General features: G+C 65.7%; 23 protein-coding genes. 9 read left to right on the top strand and 14 right to left on the bottom strand.

Annotated elements, in window-relative coordinates:
• Window positions 1–9: 9 nt before the first annotated feature.
• Genes BTH_RS28560 through BTH_RS28540 form a run of 5 tightly spaced genes read right to left on the bottom strand, consistent with a single transcriptional unit; the run spans window position 10 to window position 5,509 of the window.
• Window positions 10–669 (bottom strand): acetyltransferase, encoded by a 660-nt coding sequence (locus BTH_RS28560; protein ID WP_009906621.1) that lies wholly within the window; start codon window positions 667–669, stop codon window positions 10–12.
• Window positions 669–1,301, bottom strand: coding sequence for a class I SAM-dependent methyltransferase (locus BTH_RS28555; RefSeq protein ID WP_009906620.1), 633 nt, complete (start codon window positions 1,299–1,301; stop codon window positions 669–671). Before BTH_RS28555 ends, BTH_RS28560 begins: the two co-directional genes overlap by 1 nt.
• Window positions 1,298–2,008 carry a WbqC family protein gene (locus BTH_RS28550; protein ID WP_011402619.1) on the bottom strand — a complete coding sequence of 237 codons (711 nt, stop codon included), beginning with the start codon at window positions 2,006–2,008 and terminating at the stop codon, window positions 1,298–1,300. The genes BTH_RS28555 and BTH_RS28550 overlap by 4 nt, the downstream gene beginning before the upstream one ends.
• A complete protein-coding gene (locus BTH_RS28545) occupies window positions 1,998–3,128 on the bottom strand; it encodes a DegT/DnrJ/EryC1/StrS family aminotransferase (protein WP_009906618.1) in 1,131 nt (376 codons plus the stop codon). The genes BTH_RS28550 and BTH_RS28545 overlap by 11 nt, the downstream gene beginning before the upstream one ends.
• A 35-nt stretch (window positions 3,129–3,163) precedes the next feature.
• Window positions 3,164–5,509, bottom strand: a complete 2,346-nt coding sequence (locus tag BTH_RS28540) for a tetratricopeptide repeat protein (RefSeq protein ID WP_011402618.1) — start codon at window positions 5,507–5,509, stop codon at window positions 3,164–3,166.
• A 355-nt stretch (window positions 5,510–5,864) separates the two neighbouring features.
• Between BTH_RS28540 and BTH_RS28535 the strand changes: the two genes are divergently transcribed.
• On the top strand, window positions 5,865–7,670 hold the full coding sequence (locus tag BTH_RS28535) for a methyl-accepting chemotaxis protein (RefSeq protein WP_011402617.1): 1,806 nt from the start codon (window positions 5,865–5,867) through the stop codon (window positions 7,668–7,670).
• Window positions 7,671–7,844: 174 nt separating this feature from the next.
• Entirely contained in the window at window positions 7,845–8,168 is a 324-nt protein-coding gene (locus BTH_RS28530; RefSeq protein WP_009910141.1) for an OB-fold protein, read from the top strand.
• A gap of 135 nt (window positions 8,169–8,303) precedes the next feature.
• Here the strand turns inward: BTH_RS28530 and BTH_RS28525 are convergent, their stop codons facing one another.
• Window positions 8,304–9,119: an alpha/beta fold hydrolase gene (locus BTH_RS28525; RefSeq protein ID WP_009910140.1), complete on the bottom strand. Its 816-nt coding sequence runs from the start codon at window positions 9,117–9,119 to the stop codon at window positions 8,304–8,306.
• Window positions 9,120–9,395: 276 nt separating this feature from the next.
• Window positions 9,396–9,980 carry a hypothetical protein gene (locus BTH_RS34725; RefSeq protein ID WP_155275554.1) on the bottom strand — a complete coding sequence of 195 codons (585 nt, stop codon included), beginning with the start codon at window positions 9,978–9,980 and terminating at the stop codon, window positions 9,396–9,398.
• A 14-nt stretch (window positions 9,981–9,994) separates the two neighbouring features.
• Between BTH_RS34725 and BTH_RS28510 the strand changes: the two genes are divergently transcribed.
• The 4 genes from BTH_RS28510 (at window position 9,995) to BTH_RS28490 (ending at window position 14,061) form a co-directional block, all read left to right on the top strand.
• A complete protein-coding gene (locus BTH_RS28510) occupies window positions 9,995–10,672 on the top strand; it encodes a CsgG/HfaB family protein (RefSeq protein WP_009906608.1) in 678 nt (225 codons plus the stop codon).
• 59 nt (window positions 10,673–10,731) lie between these two features.
• On the top strand, window positions 10,732–11,163 hold the full coding sequence (locus BTH_RS28505) for a DUF4810 domain-containing protein (protein ID WP_009910138.1): 432 nt from the start codon (window positions 10,732–10,734) through the stop codon (window positions 11,161–11,163).
• 8 nt (window positions 11,164–11,171) lie between these two features.
• On the top strand, window positions 11,172–11,846 hold the full coding sequence (locus tag BTH_RS28500) for a DUF799 domain-containing protein (RefSeq protein ID WP_009910137.1): 675 nt from the start codon (window positions 11,172–11,174) through the stop codon (window positions 11,844–11,846).
• Between the two features lie 553 nt (window positions 11,847–12,399).
• A complete protein-coding gene (locus BTH_RS28490) occupies window positions 12,400–14,061 on the top strand; it encodes an acid phosphatase (protein ID WP_009910134.1) in 1,662 nt (553 codons plus the stop codon).
• A 264-nt stretch (window positions 14,062–14,325) separates the two neighbouring features.
• Here the strand turns inward: BTH_RS28490 and BTH_RS28485 are convergent, their stop codons facing one another.
• Entirely contained in the window at window positions 14,326–14,949 is a 624-nt protein-coding gene (locus tag BTH_RS28485; protein ID WP_009910132.1) for a LysE family translocator, read from the bottom strand.
• 131 nt (window positions 14,950–15,080) lie between these two features.
• Window positions 15,081–15,341: a hypothetical protein gene (locus BTH_RS34130; protein ID WP_127462279.1), complete on the bottom strand. Its 261-nt coding sequence runs from the start codon at window positions 15,339–15,341 to the stop codon at window positions 15,081–15,083.
• Window positions 15,342–15,637: 296 nt separating this feature from the next.
• Between BTH_RS34130 and BTH_RS28480 the strand changes: the two genes are divergently transcribed.
• Entirely contained in the window at window positions 15,638–16,039 is a 402-nt protein-coding gene (locus BTH_RS28480) for a membrane protein (RefSeq protein ID WP_011402612.1), read from the top strand.
• A 299-nt stretch (window positions 16,040–16,338) separates the two neighbouring features.
• On the opposite strand, the gene BTH_RS28475 is transcribed toward BTH_RS28480, so the two are convergent.
• The 3 genes from BTH_RS28475 to BTH_RS28465 all read right to left on the bottom strand — a co-directional run bounded on the left by BTH_RS28475 (window position 16,339) and on the right by BTH_RS28465 (window position 19,494).
• Complete coding sequence (locus BTH_RS28475; protein ID WP_011402611.1) at window positions 16,339–16,653, bottom strand: flagellar protein FliT; 315 nt, start codon at window positions 16,651–16,653, stop codon at window positions 16,339–16,341.
• A 13-nt stretch (window positions 16,654–16,666) separates the two neighbouring features.
• Window positions 16,667–18,193: a flagellar filament capping protein FliD gene (fliD, locus tag BTH_RS28470; RefSeq protein WP_011402610.1), complete on the bottom strand. Its 1,527-nt coding sequence runs from the start codon at window positions 18,191–18,193 to the stop codon at window positions 16,667–16,669.
• Between the two features lie 149 nt (window positions 18,194–18,342).
• The gene (locus BTH_RS28465; protein WP_009906598.1) at window positions 18,343–19,494 is read right to left on the bottom strand and encodes a flagellin; all 1,152 of its coding nucleotides are present in this window, start codon (window positions 19,492–19,494) and stop codon (window positions 18,343–18,345) included.
• A gap of 544 nt (window positions 19,495–20,038) precedes the next feature.
• Between BTH_RS28465 and rpsU the strand changes: the two genes are divergently transcribed.
• Window positions 20,039–20,251 (top strand): 30S ribosomal protein S21, encoded by a 213-nt coding sequence (gene rpsU / locus BTH_RS28460; protein WP_004198205.1) that lies wholly within the window; start codon window positions 20,039–20,041, stop codon window positions 20,249–20,251.
• 112 nt (window positions 20,252–20,363) lie between these two features.
• Here rpsU and BTH_RS28455 read toward each other — a convergent pair whose 3' ends face one another.
• Together BTH_RS28455 and BTH_RS28450 are read right to left on the bottom strand one after the other, a co-directional pair.
• Window positions 20,364–21,569, bottom strand: a complete 1,206-nt coding sequence (locus BTH_RS28455) for an IS110-like element ISBma3 family transposase (protein ID WP_009892020.1) — start codon at window positions 21,567–21,569, stop codon at window positions 20,364–20,366.
• Between the two features lie 337 nt (window positions 21,570–21,906).
• A complete protein-coding gene (locus BTH_RS28450) occupies window positions 21,907–22,515 on the bottom strand; it encodes a DNA-3-methyladenine glycosylase I (protein WP_009906597.1) in 609 nt (202 codons plus the stop codon).
• Between the two features lie 150 nt (window positions 22,516–22,665).
• Between BTH_RS28450 and BTH_RS28445 the strand changes: the two genes are divergently transcribed.
• Window positions 22,666–23,556: a BadF/BadG/BcrA/BcrD ATPase family protein gene (locus BTH_RS28445; RefSeq protein WP_009910123.1), complete on the top strand. Its 891-nt coding sequence runs from the start codon at window positions 22,666–22,668 to the stop codon at window positions 23,554–23,556.
• Window positions 23,557–23,674: the final 118 nt, after the last annotated feature.

Raw genomic sequence — 23,674 nt, 5'->3', positions numbered from 1 at the left:
TCGGTTGTCCTAGAACTTGACTTCCGTGCTCGGCATCGTCAGCTTGACTGCCGGATTGCCGCGATAGACCGACCACGGCTCGGTGTTCTTCGTGATCGCCGATGCCATCGCGACGAACGTGCCTTCTCCGATCGTCACGCCGTCGCGCAGCGTCGCGTTGACGCCGACGAAGCTGTACGCGCCGATGTCGCAATGGCCGGACATGACAACGTGCGAGGTCATCGTCACGTGATCGCCGATGCGTCCGTGGTGCCCAATGTGGTTGCCGCTCCACAGCACGACGTTGTCGCCGATCCGGGTGAACGGCTGCAGCGTGTTGTCCTCGAGGATGAAGCAGTTCTCGCCGATCTCGTTATCGAACTTCGTCGCTCTCGAGCTGACGTAGCTGATCAATGTGTAGCCGTGCGCCTTGATCGCGTTGAAGATCCGCTCGCGATCGCGATTCATGTGCTTCGGCGACATCGGCGCGAAGAAGCTGAAGTCGCCCGGCGGATGCGTGTGCGCGACGTCCTCGAACGCGACGACGGGCAGGTTCTTGAACGTTCCGCTGTCGGGAATGTACTGCCGGTCCACGCAGAACGCGGCGACTTGGTGGGGCGAGTCGTGCTCCAGATAGTAATGCGCGAGCTCCGCGTAATCCTGCAAGCCGAATAGAACGACGTTTGCCATCAGTTGTGCTCCCTGTACACATAGGTCGTGTACTCGTACAGCCCGTAGTCGTGCCGCACGACATAGTGCCGTGACAGCTCAGCCGCGACGAAGTGCGTGAGCTGTGTGACGGGCACGTGAAACAGATCGTCGCGCTCCCAGTCGACTTCCTTCGACATCACGTTGAACGCGATGCCCTTGCTCGCCTTCGCGAACATGATCTTCAGCACGCGCGTGAAGTAGTCGAACATGTCGTCGAACGACAGTTCGCGCTTCTCGGTGAACACGCCGTTCATCACGATGTAGTCGAATTCGCCGACGCGCTCCGGCTCCGCGAGCACGTCGACGCACAGGTACTCGTTGTCCGGATACTTGCTCTGCGATAGCGTGCAGAAGGCCTGCGACGCATCGAGGCCCGCGTAGCGAAGTCCGCCGACGCCGTTGTCGAGCATGTATTGATACAGATGCGACGCGCCGCACCCGAAGTCGAGCAGTGTCGCGGGTCTCGCGCCGGGCCGGACCAGATCGAGCATGACCCGGTAGCGCTTGGCCGCGTCGTCCGCATTGGGCCAGTCGACGCCGCGATGGGTGTCGCCGAAGCGTTCGAGGCAGCGCTCGTAGTGGCGGATGATGGCGTGGTGAGGAGCGTTCATGACAGCGTGGCGCATCCAAGCAGGTGATCGACCGATGCGTCGTCGTTGCACATCAGGACGTCGATGATCGAAAGGGCGGGGACGAATGCGCCGCGCACCGGCGCGTAACGCGCGAGCCCCGGTGTGAGGAACTTGAGTTGCAGGCCCGCGGCGGCGAAGTCGTCGACGTTGTAGAGTTCCCGGCCGCCCGCCGCATTGACGTAGATGCCGGCGCGTTCCTTGAGCGCGATGTCGACGATGCGCGCCTGCGCTTTGAGCTCCGCATTGCCGTAGCGTCGCGACGTCGCGACGATTTCCGTCTTCAACCGCAGGTGGTCGCGCAACACCGTCAGCCCGTGCAGCAGGAAATCGGCGAGGTTGGCGGCATCGTGCAGCATCACGCACTCGATCATCGGAAACACTCGCGCGAATTGCGGCGCGCGCGCGTAGCTCTGGTGGATCGTGCGCAGCAGCTTCGCCCGCCACGCGGCATCGGGAGCGACGTCGATGTCGCAGATCCGGCGGTTCTGGCTCGCGCGCTGCAGCGGCACGGTGATCATGTGAGGCGCACCGTTGACGTTGATCCGGTTGCGATTGATCCAGCCGCGGTTGATGAACGCGACGTCGTCGTAGACGACGAACGCGTCCACGCTGGCCATCAACTGGAAATAGCCGATGTACGGGAAAAAATACGGCTGCATGATCGCAAGCCGGCGGTCAGCTTGCATGTAGCTTGCGTCCGGCCGCGGCGAGCACGATGTCGATGATCCGATCCTGGTCGCTCGTCGAGAGCGCCGGATAGATCGGCAGGCACAGCACCTGGCGCGCGATGTCCGTCGCGACCGGCAGGTTCGCCACCGAGGCCGACGGCAGGCCGCGATACGTCGGAAACTCGCTGATCAGCGGGTAGAAGTACCGGCGCGCCGCGATGTTGCGCGCGCGCAGCGCGTCGTAGAGCGCGTCGCGGGAGATTGGAAAGTCGCGCGTGATGCGCACCGGAAAATACGAATGGTTGGTCGTGCCGCGCTCGGGAACGGGCGGCAGCTCAAGCCCGGTGACGTTCTTCAGCGCGTCGCGATAGCGTGCGTCGACGCGCCGGCGCGCGCTCGCGATATGGTCGAAGTGACGAAGCTGCAGCAAGCCGAACGCCGCCTGCACTTCATTCATCTTGCCGTTGATGCCGGGGCCGATCACCGTGACTTCGTCGACGAAGCCGAAGTTCTTCAGGTGATCGATGCGGCGCTTCGTCTTCGCATCGCGGCTGATGAGCGCGCCGCCTTCGAACGTATTGAAGATCTTCGTGCCGTGGAAGCTGAGCACCGACATGTCGCCGGCGTCGAGAACGGACCGCCCGTCGATGCGAACGCCGAATGCGTGCGCCGCGTCGTACAGCACGCGCAGGCCGTAGTTGTCGGCGATCCGCTCGATCGCGTCGACGTCGCACGGATAGCCGTAGACGTGCACGGGGAGGATTCCCGTCGTCTGCGGTGTGATTGCCGCTTCGATTTTCGCGATGTCGATGTTCATGTTGCGCGGGTCGATGTCGACGAACACCGGACGGATGCCGTTCCAGTGCAGCGCATGCGTCGTCGCGACGAAGCTGAACGGCGTCGTGATGACCTCGCCGGTGATCTTCATCGCCTGCAGCGCGGTGATCAACGCGAGCGTCGCGTTCGAGAACAGCGACAGGTGTTCGACGCCGAGGTAATCGCACAGCGAGCGCTCCAGTTCGGCATGGAAGGCGCCGCCGTTCGTGACGATCTTGCTCTCCCAGATTTTTTCCAGGTACGGCAGGAATTCGTCGAGCGGTGGCATGTACGGCTGCGTGACGGGTATGAGCTTGTCCATGACGTGTTCTCGCGGTGCGTTGCGTCTCGAATCGATCAGACGGGCGATGCGGTGGTGTCGGCCGAGGGCCGGTCGAGTTCGACCTCGAAGGCGGCCGGCGAGAGGCCTTCGCACCAGCGCTTCCACATCATCCGCAGCGCCGCCGACAGGCCCCGCGCGACGGTGTTCGGCTGGAACGGCGCGGAGGCGAGGCAGCGTTCGCGCATGCCGAGCCGCAGCCGGTTCAGCGCGTCGAGATCTTGCGCGGCGGCGATGCTCGTGCGCACGAAGGATTTCTGGTCGTGCGCGATGTACTCCGCCAGGCCGACGTGGCTCAGCCAGCTTGCCGAACCGCGGCTCGGGATCGACTTGCCGGACAGCGTGACGGTCGGCACGCCCATCCACAGCGCGTTGAGCGTCGTCGTCGAACCGGCGTACGGGAAGGCGTCCAGGCAGACGTCGACGTGATGATGCTGCTGCAGATACACCGGCATGGCCGCGCGCGGCTGGAACGTCAGGCGGTGCGCATCGATGCCTTCGGAGACGAACCATTCGATGATCGTCTCGCGATCTCCTTCCTGTTCGATCGAGCCGATGACCATCCTCGCGCTCGGCGTCGCGAGCAACACTTGCGACCACAGCGCGATCACGTTCTGTCTAAGCTTGTTGAGGCGGTTGAAGCTGCCGTATGTGACGTAGCCGTTGCGCAGCGCCGGCAAGCCGTTGACGGGCGGGCAGTGCGGCGGCGGCAGGTACGGCGCGAGCGCCGGCATTCGCACGATCTTCTCGATGAAGTGGTCATCCATTTCGCCCGGCGGCGTGATGACGCTGTCGCTCAGGTAGTAGTCGATCGCCTTGAGCCCGGTCGTGGCCGGGTAGCCGATCCACGACGCCTGGATCGGCGCGGGCTTGTGCGCGAGCGCGACGAGGCGGTTGCGGCCCGTATGGCCGGACAAGTCGATCATGATGTCGATCCGGTCACGGCGGATCTTCTCGATCAGGTCGGCGTCGCTGACGTTCGTCACGTTGTCCCACGCCGGCACCTTCTCGCGCAGCTGCGCGGTGATCTGATCCTCGACCAGATAGTTGTAGTAGATGTGCAGCGACAGGGTCGGGTCGTCGGCCAGATGGTCGATGACGGGCTGCAGGTACGCCGCGACCGCATGCGCCAACAGGTCGCCCGAGATGATGCCGACCTTGAGCTGGCGCGCCGGATCGCGCGAATTCGCATGCGGTTTCACCGTCACACGCGCTTCGTGCCGCCGGCCGAACACTCGATGCTCTTCGAGGAGTTGCGCGGGATCGACCGCGTCGTCGTGGACCAGTGCGAACAGCATGGCGCTGTGCGTGACGCTATCGGTCGGATCGATCTCGACTGCGCGACGCAAGCGGCCGATCGCCTCGTGCACATTGCCTTGTTCGAGCAGGACGACGCCGAGCGTGCCGTTGGCTGGCGCCGCGTTCGGCGCCAGCTCGACCGCGCGGCGGCAAGCGGCGACCGCTTCCTCATAGCGGCGCTGCGCGTGCAGCACGAGGCCGAGCATCCGGTGGGCCTCGGCGTTGTCCGGCTTCATTTCGATGAGCCGGCGGGATTGGGTCTCGGCTTCGGGCAGGCGCTTCGTGATTCGCAGCACGTCGACGAGCAGTATGCGCGTCACCAAATCGTCGGGCAGGAGCTCGAGCGCGCGGGATGCCGACGCGATCGTGTCGTCGAGCTGGCGCGCCCGGTACAGCGATACCGCCAGCGCGCGCCAGCATGCGCCGTCGTAAGGAAAGGCCTCGACCAGCTCGCGCGCGCACGCGATCGCCTTGTCGAGCAGCCCCTTGTTGAACAGCGCGGCGTGCTTCGCGAGTCTCGACTGGTCGGCCTTGCGCGCGTCAGCGGGCGCCGTGCTGGAGACAACCGTGGCGTTCGGCGCCGCGTCGCCCGCAATGAGGTTGATCGTGCCTGCCGGCCCGGGCGCGGCGGCGGCGGTCGCCAGCGTGATATGCGGCGTGGCCATCTGCGCGATCAGGCCGTCCAGCGCCGGGCCTCGGACGCCGCGCTGCTGCGCGAGCTCCACCGCGACCCACGCGGCCGGCGTGAGCCCGCTCTGGTGCAGCGCGTTGATGTAGCTGACCCAATATTGGCCGTTGTTCGGATTTGCGCCGAGCGCGATCTCGAAGTGCGGCAGCGCTTCCTGCGCTCGCCGGGTCTGCGCTTTCAGCACCGCGAGATTGTAGTTCGCGTCGGCATGATCGGCCTTCGCGCCGATGATGGCCTCGTACAGCGCTTGCGCATCGTCGTGCTCGCCCTTGTGGTGACGTTCGAGCGCGCTTTGCATGATCAGCGCGATATCCTGCTCGAACTGCTGTTCGGGCGTGAGTGTGTTGGTGGCAATCGGTTCGGACAGGGGCATCATGATGGTCGAGACGAATCAGTCCGAGCCATTATGGGCGGCGTTCCCGGCCGTCGAAGCTGCGAGGTGACGCCAAAAGGACAGCCAATTTGGCCAATTGCGGCGGCCCTGTCGGCGCGCTGGTGGGGCCAGGTCGCCGGGCGATCGAACACCTCGCGCGAGGCGCGGCCGAGGTGAACGAGCGCGCCCCTGAGGCCGGCGTGCGGGGCGGCCGCCCGATGCGCCGGCATGTCGCGCTCGAGTGCATTTCGCGTAAACCCTAGACCGAAAACCCCTCACGCATCGCGTTCGTCGGGTTAAGTCGCACGCGCTCGCAGCCGTAAACCAAGAGGTTCGCTCCACACCTACGTCGCTCCCCATGCTCTCCTCGATCCGGTCCCGCATTCTCGTCGCGTGCCTTGCCATCGTCATCGGCTCGCTCGTCATCAACACGGCGCTCAACTATTTCGTCGCCAACCGCTATAACCGCGAGTCCATCAGCCAGAACCTCAGCGCGGTGCTGACCGGCCACGAAACCGGCATCGCCGACTGGGTCGCGTCGAAGACGCAGATGATCGTGTCGGTCGAAGACGCCGCGATCTCGCCCGATCCGATTCCCGCGCTCAAGCAGATCGCCGCCGCCGGCGGATTCACGAACGTCTATGTCGGCTACGCGGACAAGACCTCGAAATTCTCTGACCCCACCGGCATCCCGCCCGACTACGATCCGACCGTCCGCCCGTGGTACAAGCAGGCCGTGCAGGCGGGCAAGCCGGTCGTCACGCCGCCTTACGTCGACGTCGGCACGGGCAAGCTCGTCGTCGCGTTCGCCGCGCCGATCGTGCGCGACGGCGTGCTGAAGGGCGTCGTTTCCGGCGACGTCGCGATGGACAGCGTGATCGCGAACGTCAAGGCGATCCATCCGACGCCCGGCAGTTTCGGGATGCTCGTCGACCGCAGCGGCCACATCGTCGCGCACGCCGATCCGAAGCTCACGCTCAAGCCCGTCACCGATCTTTCCGACGATCTGAACATCGACGCGCTCGCCGCGTCGTCGGCCGACGAGAACGCCGCGCCGATCGACGCGCACGTCGCGGGCGCGGCGAAGCTCATGCGCGCGCGCGCCGTGCCGGGCACCGACTGGCTCACCGTCGTCGCGCTCGACAAGTCCGATGCGATGGCCGGCATGCATTCGCTGCTGCTCGTCTCGATCGGCACGCTCGTCGCGCTCGTCGCCGCCGCCGCGCTGATCGTCAGCGCGATCACGGGCGTTGCGTTCCGGGGGCTCGCGCGCATTCGCGACGCAATGGAGTCGATCGGCTCGGGCACGGGCGATCTGACGCAGCGCCTGCCCGATAGCGGCCGCGACGAAGTGGCGCAGATCGCGCGCTCGTTCAATGCGTTCGTCAGCAAGCTGCAGGAGGTGATGCGCGTGATCCGCGACGCGAGCGAATCGGTGCGGCATGCGGCGGGCGAGATCGCGTCCGGCAATCATGATCTGTCGCGCCGCACGGAATCGGCGGCGGCGAGCCTGCAGCAGACGGCCGCGTCGATCGAGGAGATCACGTCGACGGTCACGCAGTCGGCGGGCGCCGCGCGCCAGGCCAACGACATCGCGACGAACGCGGCGAGCGTCGCGTCCCGCGGCGGCACGGTCGTGTCCGACGTCGTGTCGACGATGCACGAGATCGAAGGCGCGTCCGGCAAGATCGCCGACATCATCGGCGTGATCGACGGCATCGCGTTCCAGACCAACATCCTCGCGCTGAACGCGGCCGTCGAGGCGGCGCGCGCGGGCGAGGAGGGGCGCGGCTTCGCGGTGGTCGCGGGCGAGGTGCGCTCGCTCGCGCAGCGCAGCGCGCAGGCGGCCAAGGAGATCAAGGCGCTGATCGACTCGAGCGTGACGAGCGTGTCGACGGGCGCCACGCTCGTCCAGCAGGCGGGGCAGACGATGGACGACATCGTCGGCACGGTTTCGAACGTGACGACGATCATGCGCGAGATCTCCAACGCCGCCGACGAGCAGACGCGCGGCATCCAGGAAGTGAATCGCGCGGTCGCGCAGCTCGACGAGATGGTTCAGCAGAACGCGGCGCTCGTCGAGCAGTCGGCCGCGGCCGCTTCGGCGCTGCAGACTCAGGCGGTTGAGCTCGCCGAGGCGGTTGGGCAGTTCAAGGTTGCGTGATCCGATTGCGCGGGGCGGTGCGCGACGCATTTTTCGCCGGCGCCGGCGCGTCGCCCGGCGTCATCAGGTTCGGCATGCCGCATGCGGCCGGGAGCTCTCCAGCCGCCGTGCGGTGCATAGGGCTCCCCGGCCCGTCGTCGTGCGTCCCCCATTCACCGCTTCACACGCGGCAATGTGAGCGAGCCGGCGTTGAGCGTCACGGCCTCGCAACTCTTCGCCGCATATGAAAAGAACGAGGTCGCGGCCGATCAGCAATACAAGGGAAAATCCTTGCTCGTCAGCGGAACCGTGCAAAGCATCGACAAGGACGCATTCGACAACATCGTCATCCAGTTGCGTACGAGTAACGAGTTCATGCCCGTTCACGCCTATCTCGCGTCGGGAAACGAGGCGGTCGCCGCGTCGCTCGACAAAGGGCAAAAGGTGAAATGGGTTTGCGAGGGCGAGGGCCGGCTCATCGGTAGTCCGATGCTGAGGGAGTGCGTTCCGAACGCGTAATGCAAGATCGCGACAAGAGCCCGCGCGTGACGCGGGCTCTTGTCTGTCGCGATAGGTAAGCTGTTCCGATCGGCGTTCCGAAAGCGCAAAGCGCCGCGCGCGCAGCGGCCCTTTCGACGTGGCGGCGTTCGCGGTTCAGTTGCTGCCGCGTCCGAGCCAATCGATCAACGCCTGCGTCACGAACGCCGGGTTCTCGAGATTCGAAATGTGCCCGGCGTTCGGCACGAACACCTTTTCGCAGCCGATCAGCGTTGCGATTTCGTCGGCTTCCTCGGGGGGCCGCGCGACGTCGTTCGCGCCGCACATCACGAGCGTGCGCTGGGCCGGCAGCGCGCTGAGTTTCGCGCGTGCGTCTTCGCGGCCAAACGTGATCTTGCCGAGCGGAATCACCGAGTCGCGCAGCCTCTCGGTCGTGAACGCCTGCAGCGCGCGCCGGAAGCCCGCAGGCAGCTCGCTCGCGAGATCGATGCCGGGGCGGAAGAAGATCGGCACGATCGCGTCGAGCAGCGGCGCGGGGATCGCGCCTTGCGCGTCGATGGCCGCGAGCATCTGGAAATACTTGTTGCGTGTCGCGTCGGGCTCGATGCCGACATAGGTGTCCATCAGCACGAGACGGTCGATCCGCTGCGGCGCGCGGTGCGCGAGCGGCACCGCCCACATGCCGCCCACCGACAGCCCGACGATCGAGCAGGTGTCGATGCCGAGATGATCGAGGAGCACGCACATCTGCATCGCCAGATCGTCGAGATCGTTCGTGCCGTCGGGCAGCGGGCCGGATTGGCCGTGCCCCCACAGGTCCGGCGCGATCACGCGATACGACTTCGAGAGCGCTTCGAGCTGCGGCTCCCACATCGACGAATCCCACAGGTAGCTGTGCCCGAACAGCACGGGCGCGCCGGAGCCCCTGATCTGATAGTGCAGGGGTTGGCCATCGATAGTGACGAAAGGCATGTCGATAAGGTCGCTTGGTAGTGAATCGGTTTACGGAGTTCGGGTAAGCGCGCAATCAATGCGCATGCCGAAGCAGTCTGCGGTAATCGGCAGCGATTGCTGCTTGTGAGTGCAGGGTGACGGAATTGTCGCGCCACCTTATCCCGTACGTGTGTCGAAATCAATCGAGCGGGCGGGTGGCGCTGTTGCCGTCGCGGGGCGCGGCGTTCGCCGATCGGCGAATTCGTGCGGTCCGCATGCGTGCCGTACGCGTCGATGCAGTCGACATCGCGAAATCTACGGATCGAAGCGCATTGGCGAAATGCGCGATAGGCGCGCGCTGTTGCGGTCGCTCGACATTCGGCACTTTTTTGTTGTCGTGTGTGTATGGTTGCCGTTATCGTTGCGTACTACGACAATAATTGCGTGTTGTGAGAGCTTAGTGGCGGCATATAAGAAGACTTTGCACCTGACTTCGTTCAGGCATCGGGGAGCGGCGAACGCGGTCGAGCCGGCGGCATGCGCGGCGAACGAACCGCCTTGCCGCAATGCGCACGCGCACGTCGCGGCGCCGCGGGCGAACCGCTCGGCATGCGGTCGGCCGATCGCGCGGAGAAGTGTCGCCGCCGTGCGCGAATTCTTGCCGCTCGCGCCTCCCATTCGATTCCTCATCTGACGTACGGCGTCGCATCGCGTGCTGCCTGCGCGATGCGACGCCGGCCGGCGTGCGCGCTCGTCGCGCGCGCCTTCACGGGCGCCGCCGCGCGCGGCGAATCCGGAATCGCGCGAGCGCGATTCGTCGATTCGCACACGCGCAGCGCGACGGCCCGAGCCGCCCGTTCGGCGCGACGCCGCCGACACGGCATGTTTAGCGATCTCCAAGGAGGGTCCATCGTTTGAAAACTTCGAAGACAGTTCTGGCGTGCCTCGCGGCATCGGCCATCGTCGCATTGAGCGGTTGCGCGACCGAGGCGTCGCGCACGCTCCCCGTGCCGGCATCGGCGAGCGCGCAGAAGCCGTTCGCGGGCAAGCCGATCGGCATCGCGGTCGGCAAGTTCGACAACCGCTCGAGCTACATGCGCGGCATCTTCACCGACGGCATCGACCGCCTGGGCGGCCAGGCGAAGACGATCCTCGTCACGCAGCTCCAGCAGAGCCGCCGCTTCAACGTGCTCGATCGCGAGAACCTCGACGAGATCAAGCAGGAAGCCGCGTTCATGAAGAAGGCGCAGGCGGTGAAGGGCGCGAACTATGTCGTGACGGGCGACGTCACCGAGTTCGGCCGCAAGGAAGTCGGCGATCAGCAATTGTTCGGCATTCTCGGCCGCGGCAAGAGCCAGATCGCGTATGCGAAGGTGAACCTGAACATCGTCGACACGACGACGTCCGAAGTCGTGCTGTCGAGCCAGGGCGCGGGTGAATACAGCCTGTCGAACCGCGAGATCATCGGCTTCGGCGGCACGGCCGGCTACGACTCGACGCTCAACGGCAAGGTGCTCGACCTCGCGATCCAGGACGCGGTCAATCACCTCGTCGAGCAGGTCGACGCGGGCGCGCTCGCGTCGGGCAAGTGAGCGCGCCGCAACGCGCGGACGAATTCGTTCATCCATCGTTTCCACCGACAACGACAACAATGAAGAAGACCTTCAAGACGGGAATCCTGCTGCCGGTCGCGGCAGCGGGCGTGCTGCTGGCGGGCTGCGCGGCGAACCAGCCGAAGCCGCTCTATCAATGGGACGGCTATCAGCCGCAAGTCTACGAATACTTCAAGGGGCAAACGAGCCCCGAGGACCAGATCGACGCGCTCGAGAAGGCGCTGCAGCAGATCCGCGCGAAGGGCAATCGCCCGCCGCCCGGCTTCGAGGCGCATCTCGGCATGCTGTACGCGAGCGTCGGCAAGGAACAGCAGGCCGAACAGGCGTTCCAGGCCGAGAAGGCGTCGTTTCCCGAGTCGTCGCCGTTCATGGATTTCCTGCTGAAGAAGAAATCCGCGGCGACGCAAGCGAAGCCGCAAGCGCCGGCACAACCGACGGCGCAAACTCAAACGCAAGCACAACAACAATAAGGGCCGCCATGTTCAAGTTCATTTCCGCAAGACTCCTGTCGGCCGCGTCCGTGCTGGCGCTCCTCGCCGCATGCGCCGGGCCCGCGAAGCACGTCGATTACACGGCGTTCAAGAAGAGCCAGCCGCGCGCGATCCTGCTGCTGCCGCCGCAGAACGACACGTCGGACGTGAAGGCGACGTACGGCCTGTTGTCGCAGATGACGCGGCCCGTCGCCGAGGCGGGCTACTACGTCGTGCCCGTCGCCGTGATGGAAGAGACGTTCAAGCAGAACGGCCTGACTAACGCGGCCGACATCCAGACCGTGTCGCCCGCGAAGCTGCGCGACATCTTCGGCGCGGACGCGGCGCTGTACACGACGGTCACGCAGTACGGCTCCGTCTACACGGTGCTCGATAGCACGACGGTCGTATCGGCGTCCGCGAAGCTCGTCGATCTGCGCACGGGCGATCTGCTGTGGCAGGGCAGCGGGCGCGCGACCGGCAAGGAGCTCGGCGCCAGCGTGGATTTCAGCGGCTTCGGGTTGATCGCGACGCTCGCGCAGGCGGCCGTCAAGCAGATCGCGCACACGTTGAGCGACGATGCGGTCGGCGTGGCGGGGCTCGCGAGCGGCCGGATGCTGTCGGCCGGCCAGCCGAACGGCCTGCTGTACGGCCCGCATTCGCCGAAGTACGGGACCGATTGAGCGAAGGCTTCGCGCGCTCGACGACAAACGGCTCGGCCCGGGGTGGCCGGGCCGTTTTTCCTTGACGCGGCCGCGCCGGTTCGCGCCGCGCTTGCTGGCGATAGCGCATCGGCGGTGCGTGCGTCCGATCGCGGGCGGGGCCAAGCGCGGGATTCGACGCGCGTCGCGACGTGCCGCGGCGCGATCGCGACGCCGATGACATGCTTTTTCCGCGCACGATTTCGCGCGTCAATGTTCGGGTTTTTTTCTGTTCATGCACCGATCAGGCAAGGTTTCGCGCGGACGGCACGCTATAGTCGCGATTGTGACGTTTTCGTGACAGTGTGCGGTTGCGCCGATACGGCCGAGCGGACGAGAACGTTGCGGCCCGTCTGTCTTCGCGAGGCGCGACGGCGGCGGGTATCGCGCCGTCCGGCCGCATCGCGTCGTCGCCCCTGCGCGAAACGCGTCCGACCGCGGCCGCCGCCATGCGAAGCCGGCGGTGCGCGCGTCACCGGTTCGAGCGCCGCCTCGCGGCGGACCGTACAACCAACCAGAAGATCGAGGAGCAGAAGTGACTGACAAGCATCCCCCGTCGACCGACCTTCCCGAGGATCCCGACCGCCGCCGCGTGCTCGGCGGCATCGCCGCGCTCGGCGCGAGCGTCGCGCTCGCCGGCTGCGAGACGGCCGCGCCCGCCGCGCCCCGCTCGGCCGACGAGCTGCGGCTCGACGCCGCGCTGCGCCGCGAAGTGCGCAACATCGTCGTGATCTACGCGGAAAACCGCAGCTTCGCGAACCTGTTCGGCGATTTCCCCGGCGTGCAGCAGCCGCTCGGCGCGGTATCGCCCGAGCGCTATGTGCAGTTCGACCGCGACGGCAAGACGCCGCTCGCGACGCTGCCGAAGATCTGGGGCGGCCTCGTGCCGCAGGCGCAGGTCGTCGACGGCAAGCGCTACATGATCGGCGAGCGCGACATCGCGGGGCTGCCGAACGCGCCGTTCGTGATTCCCGATGCGCAAGGCAAGCCGCTGCCGAACGGCGTGATCACGCGCGACCTGTGGCATCGCTTCTATCAGAACCAGATGCAGATCAACGGCGGTCGCAACGACCAGTTCGCCGCATGGGCCGATTCGGGCGGCCTCGTGATGGGGCATTACCGCAATTCGGCCGAGACGCTGCGGCTGTGGAATCTCGCGCGCCAGTACACGCTCTGCGACAACTTCTTCATGGCCGCGTTCGGCGGCTCGTGGCTGAACCACATCTTCCTGATTTCCGCGCAGGCGCCGCTCTATCCGGACGTGCACAAGAGCCCGGCGAAGCATCTCGTCTCCGTCGTCGAAGGCGACGACCCGGCCGGCACGCGGCTGAAGCTCGCCGCGGATTCGCCCGCATCGGCGCTCGACGGCCCGCCGAAATTCGAGAACGACGGCCTCTTCACGCCGGACGGCTACGCGGTGAACACGATGGCGCCGCCGTATCAGCCGAGCAGCGTGCGCCCGCCCGTCGACGGCAACCCGGCGTATGCGGACCCGTCGAACCCGCGCGTGCTGCCGCCGCAGCACTACGCGACGATCGGCGATCGCCTGTCGGAAAAGGGCATCGACTGGGCGTGGTACGGCGGTGCGTGGCAGTACGCGCTCGAACATCGCGACACGGGCTCGGTGCCGGACTTCCAGTACCACCATCAGCCGTTCAACTACTTCGCGAACTACGCGCCGGGCACCGAAGCACGGCGCCGCCATTTGCGCGACGCGGGCCTCGGGGACGATCCGTCGACGAACCATCTGATCGCCGACATTGACGCGGGGCGTTTGCCGGCCGTCACGTTCTACAAGCCGCAGGGCAACCTGAACATGCATGCGGGCTATGCGGACGTCGAATCGGGCGATCGGCACATCGCGACGGTGATCGACCGCATCATGCGCGGCCCGCAGTGGGCGCACACCGTCGTGATCCTGACGGTCGACGAGAACGGCGGCTGGTGGGACCCGGTGTCGCCGCCGAAGGGCGACCGCTGGGGGCCGGGGTCGCGGATTCCGGCGATGGTGATCTCGCCGTTCGCGAAGAAGGGCTATGTCGATCACACGCTGTACGACACGAACTCGATCCTGCGCTTCATCTCGCGTGTGCATGGGCTCGCGCCGCTCGACGGCGTGCTCGCGCGCGAGCGCGCGTTCGCGGCGCGCGGCGCACAGCCGCCGGGCGATCTCACAGCGGCGCTCGACCTCGGCTGAGGCTCGGCCGAAATCCGGCCGTGAACCGCACGTTTCGTTGACGGGCGTGCCGACGCGCCGGCAACGACGGCGCGGGCCGCATCGCGCACGAACGCCGCGCGTTCGCGCCGGTTCGCGCGGCGACCGAGAAGAGCGGGAAGGAGGCCGGCGGGGCGCTGGCGTCCGGGGCGGCACGCGGCCCGCCCGCGTCCCCCGCGAATACGCGGCGCGCCGCGCATCTCGCTGCGCGGATTCGAGCGGCCCGCCGCGCGAAGCGCCTCGGCCTCAGCTTCTCGACATCCCGAGCGTCAGCGCGCCCGCGCCGATCAGCGCGGCGCCCCCGCCGTACCCGAAGCGGCGCTGCGCGGCGGCGCCCGTCAGCCGCGCGGCGGCGAAGCGCGCGACGCGCGCGTAGCAGGCCGCGTTGATCGTCGCAAGACAGACGAAGGTCGGCAGCAGGATCGCGCATTGTCGCGCGAACGTCTCGTGCGGCGAGATGAACTGCGGAACGAACGCGACGAAGAACACGATGCTCTTCGGGTTCAGCGCGGTGACGGCCCACGCGGACAGGAAGCGCCGCTTCGCCGAGCGGCGCTCGACGCTCACTTCCATCGTGCCGGCGCGGCGAGCGTGCAGAATCGAACGAATGCCGAGATAGACGAGATAGCCGCCGCCGACGAGCTTGAGCGCGGTGAACGCGGCCGCCGACATCGCGAGCAGCGCGCCCGCGCCGGCGAGCGAGATCGTCATCGCGGTGGTGTCGCCCGCCGCGACGCCGGCGACGGTGCTCCACGACGAGCGATTGCGGTTCGCGAGCGAATCGCCGATCACGAGCAGGATCGTGGGGCCGGGAATCATCAGGAGCGCGATGCTCGCGCCGGCGAAGGCGAGCCAGGTTTCGACGGACATGATGGTCTCCGTGCGCGATCACGCGGGGCGAAAGTCCTTAGTGATCCATGGCGGCGGATGGCTTGTCAAGCGGTTCTTCTTCAACGATTGATGCTCTATATCAATGGTAGATACGGCTTCGGGGGCGCGCTTCAATTTTCCACGTTTATTGTCGCTATGCCTGATGCAACATGAATTTCGCGCACGATTTTCCGATTCGATTCAATGCGGAAAATAACCGCGAGGGCATATGCATGGCCGAAGGAAGCTGATGGCCGGTGACGACGATTTTCGTTTCCTGTTCCGCCATGGCGGATCGGGAGCATTGCAAGACCTTCACGCTCAATGGTTACGCCAATTCCATTCGTTACGGGTTTTTCAACGCGCAGGGCGATATTCCAAGCAACCCGCATCACTGAACAATGTCGGGCGATCGGCGGACAGAGTGCGTGTCGAATGCCTCGCCGCAAACATGCGCGCGTCAGTTTTTTCTTTCGATCGCGGATATTGTCTGAAATAATCGTTATCGCGAACGACAGAGAAATCTCATCATGAGACTGCGAGATTTTCTGGCGGCCATGGAATTATACGCATGAAATGCTTCTGACGTATTGCGAAGGCGGAGGCTGTATTCGTCTTTTCCGATCGAGCTCACGGGCCATGAGCCCATTTTATTTCAATTGAAGCATTTCATAAGAGAAATCGATCCATGCGTGCAAAAATTGCCGCAGGCGTGCTTGCGGCTGTCATTCCGTTCGTATGTGAGGCGGCGAGCACCGTTGTCGTCGATGCGAAACGCAATTGTCTTTCGAACACCGGCAATGTCTCCGGCGGCACTCCGGCAACATTCCCGCTGGCGCCAGGGCGATATGTGGTTTCGATCAGTTCGAACAACATGAGCTGCTCCGCCGGCGTGTTGACCGGCGGCTGTCTGATCAATTCCGTGATGCTGCAAGGCGGATATGGAAATAACCGATGGGGCACCACCATCACTCAGCCGACGGTTGTCGACGTCCCCGGGAATACGTCGACATACATCGCATATGTCAGCGACGACGCTTGTGGCGATAACACGGGGCAGGCGACCTTGCTCATTCAAACGGCCAACTGACCATCCGGCGCCGGCCGACGAATTTCCACGTTATTGAAGTGCGATTGGGCGAGGCGCCGCGGATAGAGCGCGCGCGTCAGCCGAAGATCCGGGCATGCTGACGCGTCGCTATCGAGCGCGTACGGGCTCATCGGCTTGAGTGAGAGCCGTTCGGCGCGATCCGCAGCGGGGAACGATCGCTCACGGACGGATCTGGTACGCACGCGCACCAAAAAATACCCGCCTTGCGGCGGGCGGGAGGTGAACGAGCACACGCCGAAGCGCGTGATTTATTGTTGTGTGGGGGGAAATCCCTGCGCTCAGAACTGCGCGGCGGCCTGATATGCGCCCGCCTTGCTCAGCCGGTCCATCGCGGCGCGGTACTCGACCTGCAGCTCGGCCTGCGTCGCCTTCGCGTTCGCAAGGAGCGCCGTGTCGATCGCCTGGATCTGGCGCACGAGCGCGAGCGACGTGGGCGTCTGCTCGGCCGAGATCGACATCAGGTATGGCGAGCGCTCTTCGGTCAGGCGCGCGGCCTCGGTCCAGTCGGCCATCTGCACTGCGTGATCGATTTCGCGGGTGATCGACAGCACGTGTTCGATCAACGACATCTGATCCATTTCAGGCTTCTCCATCGCATCCGATTCGTTACTTGTTGTTCGCCATCGCGCCCGAGCTGTTGCTGCCGCCGAACAGTTGCGTCAGGTAGTTCGAGTTGCTGTTCATCTGCGCCATCAGCGTGTTGAGCGCGGTGAACTGCGCGTTGTATTGCGACGTCAATTGCGACGCGTACGACGCGAGTTGCGTCTGCTGCTGCGCGAGGCTCTTCAGATCCTGGTTCAGTGCGTTCGAGCGCGTATCGAAAACGCCGCCTGTCTGCACGTAATTCTGGATCGTGGTGTTGAGCTGCGCGCCGATGCCGTTCGTCGAATTGAAGACGGCGGCGACGGTCGACGGGCTGTTTTGCAATGCCGCGTTGAGCTTCGTCGTATCGATCGTCAGCGTGCCGTCCGCCTGCGTCGAGGTCGCGCCGTCCGCGAACGTGATGCCGATCGAAGCGAGCGATACGGTCGAGCCGCCCGTCGTCACGCCCGCGCCGACGACTCGCGCGAGCGAATTCTGGATCATGTTGAGCGTCGAGTCGCCGAGCAGCGGCCCCGCTCTTTGCGAACTCGTGCCCGCGCCCGACAGCGACGACAGCGACGACATCGTCGTGACGACCGTGTTGTACAGGTTGACGACGTTCGTGATCGCGGTGGCCTGCGCGGTCGTGTCGGTGGTCACGTTCAGCGTCTGCGTGGTGCCGACGGCGGCTTGCGTGAGGTTCAGCGTGACGCCGGCGATCGCGCCCGATACGGCGTTGCTCGCGCTCGACGCGGCGATGCCGCCCACCGTGAATTCGGCGTCCTGAGCGGAGGTGCTTTGCGTCCACGCGATGCTGCCGCCCGACTGGATCGTCGACTGGCCGCCCGTCGTGCTCGCCGTCGACGTGACGGCGAGGCTCGACAGCCCGTTGTCGCCGGACAGGTTGCTCACGCCGACGTTGATCACGTTGGCCGCGCCCGTCGTCGCCGAGCGCAGCACGAGGTGCGCACCGTCGGTGCCCGTGACGATCGTCGCCGTCACGCCGGGGTTGTTCGGCGCGGAGTTGATCGCGGAGGCGATCCCGGAGAGCGTGTTGTTCGTCGAATCGATCGAGATCGACGTCGATTTGCCGCCGACGCTCAGCGTCAGCGTGCCGGTGCCGAGCTGCTGCGTCGCATTGAATGCGCCGGAAGACAGCGTCTGCGACGTGGCGATCTGCGTGACGGCAACCGAGTAGCTGCCGGCCACCGCACCCGCGCCCGTCGTCGCGGTGAGTCCGGTGCCCGTCGCCGTGGCGGTGAATTTCTGGGTCAGCGTGCCGTCGCCGAGCGAGCCGATCCCCGCCTGCAGCGCGGTGAGCGCGGCCTTCAGCGTGCCGAGCGCGGAAAGCGTCGTCTGGTCGGTCGCGACCGAAGTCGACAGCGCCGCGCTCTGGCCGGCCGTCTTCGCGTTGACGAGCGCGGTCACGAGCGAGTTCACGTCCATCGACGAGTTGCCCGTCGCGCCGCTGATGATCGATTGCGCGGCTTGCTGCAGCGCTGCGTCGGTTTGCTGCTGCGTCGTGGTCGTGGTGCCGGTGACGGTGGACATCGGATAGCTCCCTTCGCTGCCTGAAATGGCGGGCGAAAATCGCGGAATTCGGAAGAATCAGAAAACAAAAACGTGCGGCGGCCACGAGGGTGCTGCACCGCCGCACAAAGGCGGGCCGCCAGACTGCGCGGCCCGTCGTTCGGTACACGTTATTGCAGGAGCTTCAGCACTTGCTGCGGCAGCGAGTTCGCTTGCGCGAGCACCGAGATGCCGGCTTGCTGGAGCACTTGCGCGCGCGACAGGTTCGCGGTTTCCTGAGCGAAGTCCGCGCTCTGGATTTGCGATTGCGCTTGCGCGAGGTTGTTCGAGCCGGCTTGCTGCGTGGTCGCGATCGCGGTGAAGCGGTTCTGCGCCGCGCCGAGCGTTGCCTGCAGGTTGTTGACCGTCGCGAGCGCGTTGTCGATCGACACCATCGCCTGATAGGCGCCCGTCTGCGTGCTGATGTTCAGGTTCGAGACCGTCTGCGGCTGGTTGACCGCGTTGACCTGCGTTTGCATTGCCGCTGCGGCCGCCTGATCCGCCGCGCTCAGCGAGCTGGTGGCAGCCGAGTTGAGCGTCACCGTCAGGGCCGTGCCCGAGCCGGCGGTGGATGCGCCGAACAGCGCGGTGACGGCCGTCGACGACAGCGTCTGATTGTTCTGGTCGGTGAACGTGAAGCCGCCCTTGCCGTCCGACAGGACGTTGATCTGCGTCGTTTCCTGACCCGTGCTGCTCGCGGTCCAGGCCGCGCCGGACGAATCGACTGCGACCTTGAACGTGCCGAGCGTCTGGCCCGTTTGGACCAGGCCGCCACCGATCTTGGCGGCCGACATGCTTTGCGACAGGTCGACGGTGACCGTCTGGCCGACGTTCGCGCCGACCTGGAAGCTCAGCGTGCCTGCCGAGCCGTCGAGGATGTTCTTGCCGTTGTAGTTCGTCTGCGAAGCGATACGGTTCACTTCCGAGATCTGCTGCGCGACTTCCTGTTGCAGCGCCGATGCGTCGCTTGCGCTCAGCGGGCCGTTCGAGGCTTGCACGGCGAGCTGGCGGATACGCTGCAGGCTGTTGGTCAGCGAGGTCAGGCCGCTCGATGCCGTTTGCAGGATCGACACGCCGTCGTTCGCGTTCGACACGCCCTGGTTCAGGCCGTTGATCTGCGTTTGCATCCGGGTCGCGATCGCGAGGCCGGCCGCGTCATCCGCCGCGCTATTGATGCGCTTGCCCGACGACAGGCGGGTGATCGCTTGCGACAGGGCGCTTTGCGAGCCGTTGAGGTTCTGTTGAGCGACCAACGAGTTGAGGTTGCTGTTGATTCCGAGCATGAAAATCTCCTAATTGAGCCGTATAGCCCATCAATGCCACTATTGGCGTGGGCGGAAGCACTCGTTCTTTGCCGGCCGCCTTGTGCAGGATTTCGGCGCACGCCAAAAAAACTTGAGGGAGATGATGAGATTCGGCCCGAATTTTTTGTGCCGGCCGTTCGGTGAGCAAACGTTGGAGGTGCGCGAATCGCGTGCGCGGCTCGAACCGCCCCCGGCGGGCCGCGCATGGGCGCGGATGCGGGTTTGCGATCGGAAAGCGGTAAACCACTGGTCGCGCCGACGTTTACCTGTTATGATGGCGGGCTGAATTGAGATTTCTGTCACGCCTTTGCCGTTTACGTTTGCGCGTAGGGCATGTCTGCTGACAGTCAAACGCGGCGCCTGGTGCTGGTTGCCGAGCGTTTCGCGGTGCATTCCGCCTCTCATTTCCGGCCTCCGAGGCCGCATACCCGCTCGTTTCGCCCGTTCGTGGAAACGCCCGGAAGGCCGGTGCGTGGCGCTTGGCCGCTACGTTTTTGACCGTATCAAGCAAATTAGGAACGACATGACGACGATTCTTTTGAAAGAAAACGAGCCGTTCGAAGTGGCGATTCGCCGCTTCCGCCGCGCCATCGAGAAGAACGGCCTGATCGCCGAGCTGCGCGAGCGCCAGGCATACGAAAAGCCGACCGCCGTGCGCAAGCGCAAGAAGGCGGCCGCGGTGAAGCGCCTGCACAAGCGCCTGCGCAGCCAGATGCTGCCGAAGAAGCTTCACTAAGCTTCGTTCGCTTCGCCTCGACGGCGGTGCCGCTTCGCAAGAAGCCGCGCCGCCGTTTTGTTTGGATCGCTACCGGCAAGGCGCTTGGGGCGGGGTGCCCCTATGTGTTTCGTCAAGCGGTAGGGGCTGACTTGGGTTGGTAAATGGTGCCGTCACGCAGCATGGCGAACAGGACGTCGCAGCGTCGCCGTGCCAGTGCGATGAGGGCTTGGTTGTGGCGCTTGCCTTGCTGGATCTTGCGGGAGTAATAGGCCCGTGAGACTGGGTCTCGTAAGGCAGCGAAGGCGGATAGGAACAAGGCGCGCTTTAGCACCTTGTTGCCGCGTCTGGATGGATGTTCGCCTCGGATAGACGAGCCTGAGCGCCGGGTGACCGGGGCAAGGCCAGCGTAGGCCGCCAAGTGTGCAGCCGAAGCGAAGGCCTTATGGGCGACTTCGGTCAGGAGTCTGGCGGCGGTCCTGACGCCGACTCCCGGCATGCTGGTCAGGACCGGCCAAAGAGGGTGAGCAAGCACCAGTTGCTCAACTTCGGCCGCGACCTCGTCGCGCTGCTTACGCAAGGCCGCAAGCTGCTGGGCCAAACGAGGCATGACGATGGTGGCAGCTTGCGTGCCGGGCACGATCACGGCTTGTTCGCTCAGAGCCTGAACGATCTCGGCCGCCAAGCTTTTGCCCATGCGGGGCGCGAGCTTGGTCAGGCGGTTAGCAAGCGTCTTCTCGCTGGTTGAGGCAAGCGCGGCGGGCGACGGGTAGCGCTCAAGCAGATCGAGCACTGCCGGATGGTCGAGGCGGGGTCCGAGAACGCGCTCGAGCGCCGGATGGATTTGAGTAAGCAGGCCGCGAATGCGGTTGCTGGTTTGAGTGACCTGGGCGGCGAGATCATCGTCGAAGCCGCACAGCATGGTGAGCTCGGCGAGTTGCTCGTCAGCCAATCGAAGTGAGCGCAGCGTATGTGGCATCGAGCGGGCGGCTTCGGCAATGATCGCGGCATCGCGGGCATCGGTCTTGGCTTCACCTGCATGCAGATCGGCGATGCGGCGCATGGCCAGTCCCGGCAGATAGGCGACGAGTACGCCTTCAGCACGGGCTACGGCCACCGGCAGCGCGCCGATGGTGGAAGGTTGGTCGACGACGAACAGGAGTCGACCGTGAGTCTTGAGTTCGGCGATGAGGGCGCGCAGCTTGGCCTCGTCGTTGGGTAGCGCCTTGTTGTACAGACGCTTGCCGTTCCGATCGAGTGCGACGGCGTGATGCTGGCCTTTACCGACATCGACGCCGACGAAGACATCGACGGCATCACGTTGTTGTGTGTCTTGCATCGCAGTTTGTGCAGAGTGAACGGATTGGCCTGCAACAACGGTGGCAAGTCTCGGCATCCACGTTACGGACGGCGTCGGGATATCCCGGCCAAACCCCTATCAGCGATCACCAGCCACCCACCAGGCCCGGTGACAACACCCCCCGGATCATGACTGCGACTGGGGGCGAGAATCATGCCGGGCCTGGCTGGCCAAAGCCCCGATTATCGGGGCGTGAAGATAGTAACGGGGCGCTCCAAGCGAATGCCTGCCGCCGCGCGCATGCCGAGCGCCGCCATTCGCATTCGGCCGCCCGTCGCGGCGACGCCGATCGCCGCGGCGGAGCAGGACTTTCAGATCACGTCGCCGGCTTTCTCTTTTTGACCGCCTTCTCGCCGAGCGCCGCGCAGCGCGCATGACACGGGCAGGTTCTTTCGTGATCGTTGACCATGCCCGTCGCCTGCATTAGCGCATAGCAGATCGTCGAGCCGACGAACTTGCAGCCATAGCGCTTGAGCGCCTTGCTGAGCGCGTCCGAACGCTCGGTTGACGCCGGCGCTTCGCGGTATGACGCCCATGCGTTCTGCCGCGGCGCATGATCGACGAATGACCACAGGAACGCGGCAAGCGAGCCATGTTCCGCGCGAATCTGCTGGACCGCGCGCGCGTTCGCGACGGCCGCTTCGATCTTCGCGCGGTTGCGCACGATGCTCGCATCGAGCACCAGCTCGTCGATCCGCTTTGGCGTGAAGCCGGCGACCTTGTCGACGTCGAAATCGGCAAACGCCGCGCGGTAGCCGGCGCGCTTGTTCAAAATCGTCGACCACGACAGGCCGGCCTGCGCGCCTTCGAGCACGAGCATCTCGAATAGATGCCGGTCGTCGTGCGACGGCACGCCCCATTCGGTATCGTGATAGTGAGCGTCCGCTTCGGTTTTTACCCAACTGCAGCGTCCCTGTTTCGGCATCTCGCAAGTTCCGTCGATCTGGTCGCGTCAGCATAACGGATCGGCGAGGGCGCGCAAGCCTGGCCGTTCGGCCGATGGGCGCGGCGAACCGTTGCGGTTAAGCTTCGGCATCGAGGACATTTCGACGGATCAATCGAATAGAAGCAAGCGATGGGAAACGACATTTTTCTGATCGGCATCGACGGCGGCGGCACCGGCACCCGCGCGGTGCTCGCCGATGCGCACGGGCGCGAGCTTGCGCAGGGTAGTGCGGGGCCGTCGGGGCTCGCACTCGGCATCGAGGCTGCGTGGCGCTCGATCGAGGCCGCCAGCGCAGACGCGTGCGCGCACGCCGGCGTCGCGTTCGACTGGCGGCATTGCGTGCTCGGCTGCGGGCTCGCCGGCGTGAACCATCGCGAGTGGCTGAACGCGTTCCGCGCGCGCGCGCCGCTTGCGGCATTCGCGGTCGAAAGCGATGCGTATACGACCGTCGTCGGCGCGCACGGCGGGGCACCGGGCGTGGTCGTCGCGCTCGGCACGGGCAGCATCGCGGCCGCGCTCGATGCGTCGGGCGCTTGCCGGATTGCGGGCGGATACGGCTTTCCGTCCGGCGACGAGGCAAGCGGCGCATGGCTCGGCTTGCGCGCGCTGTCGTACGCGCAGCAGGCGCTCGACGGCCGCGCGCCGTTCGACGCGCTCGCCCGGGCGCTCGTCGCGCACACGGGCGCGTCCGACCGCGATGCGCTCGTCGTTTGGTCGTGCGAAGCGAATCAAACCGCGTATGCGCGGCTCGCGCCGATCGCGCTCGCCCATCGCGACCATCCGGCGGCCGAGCACTGGATCGAGTTGGCGGGCATCGAGATCGGCAGGATGATCGACGCGCTCGACCCGGCGGCGGCGTTACCCGTCGCGTTATGCGGCGGGCTGGCGGAGGCGCTCGCGAGCGCGGTGCCCGAGCCGCATCGCGCGCGGCTCGTCGCACCGCAAGCCGACTCCGCGCACGGCGCGCTGCGGCTCGCCGAGCGGGAAGCAGCGCGGCTCGGGCTCACGGCGTCACGCTGAGCCCGATCGGGGCGATCGACGGGCGCGAGCGGGCATCCGCGAGCGGCATTCTTCGTCCGACGATAGAATGAATGTCCGCGTCCTGCCGCGTCACCCGCATCCTCCGACGTCCGCCATG

The sequence above is a fragment of the Burkholderia thailandensis E264 genome (assembly GCF_000012365.1).
Classification (GTDB): Bacteria; Pseudomonadota; Gammaproteobacteria; order Burkholderiales; family Burkholderiaceae; genus Burkholderia; species Burkholderia thailandensis.
The sequence above is the reverse complement of the archived record's forward strand: the minus strand, read 5'-3'. Positions and strand labels throughout refer to the sequence as shown.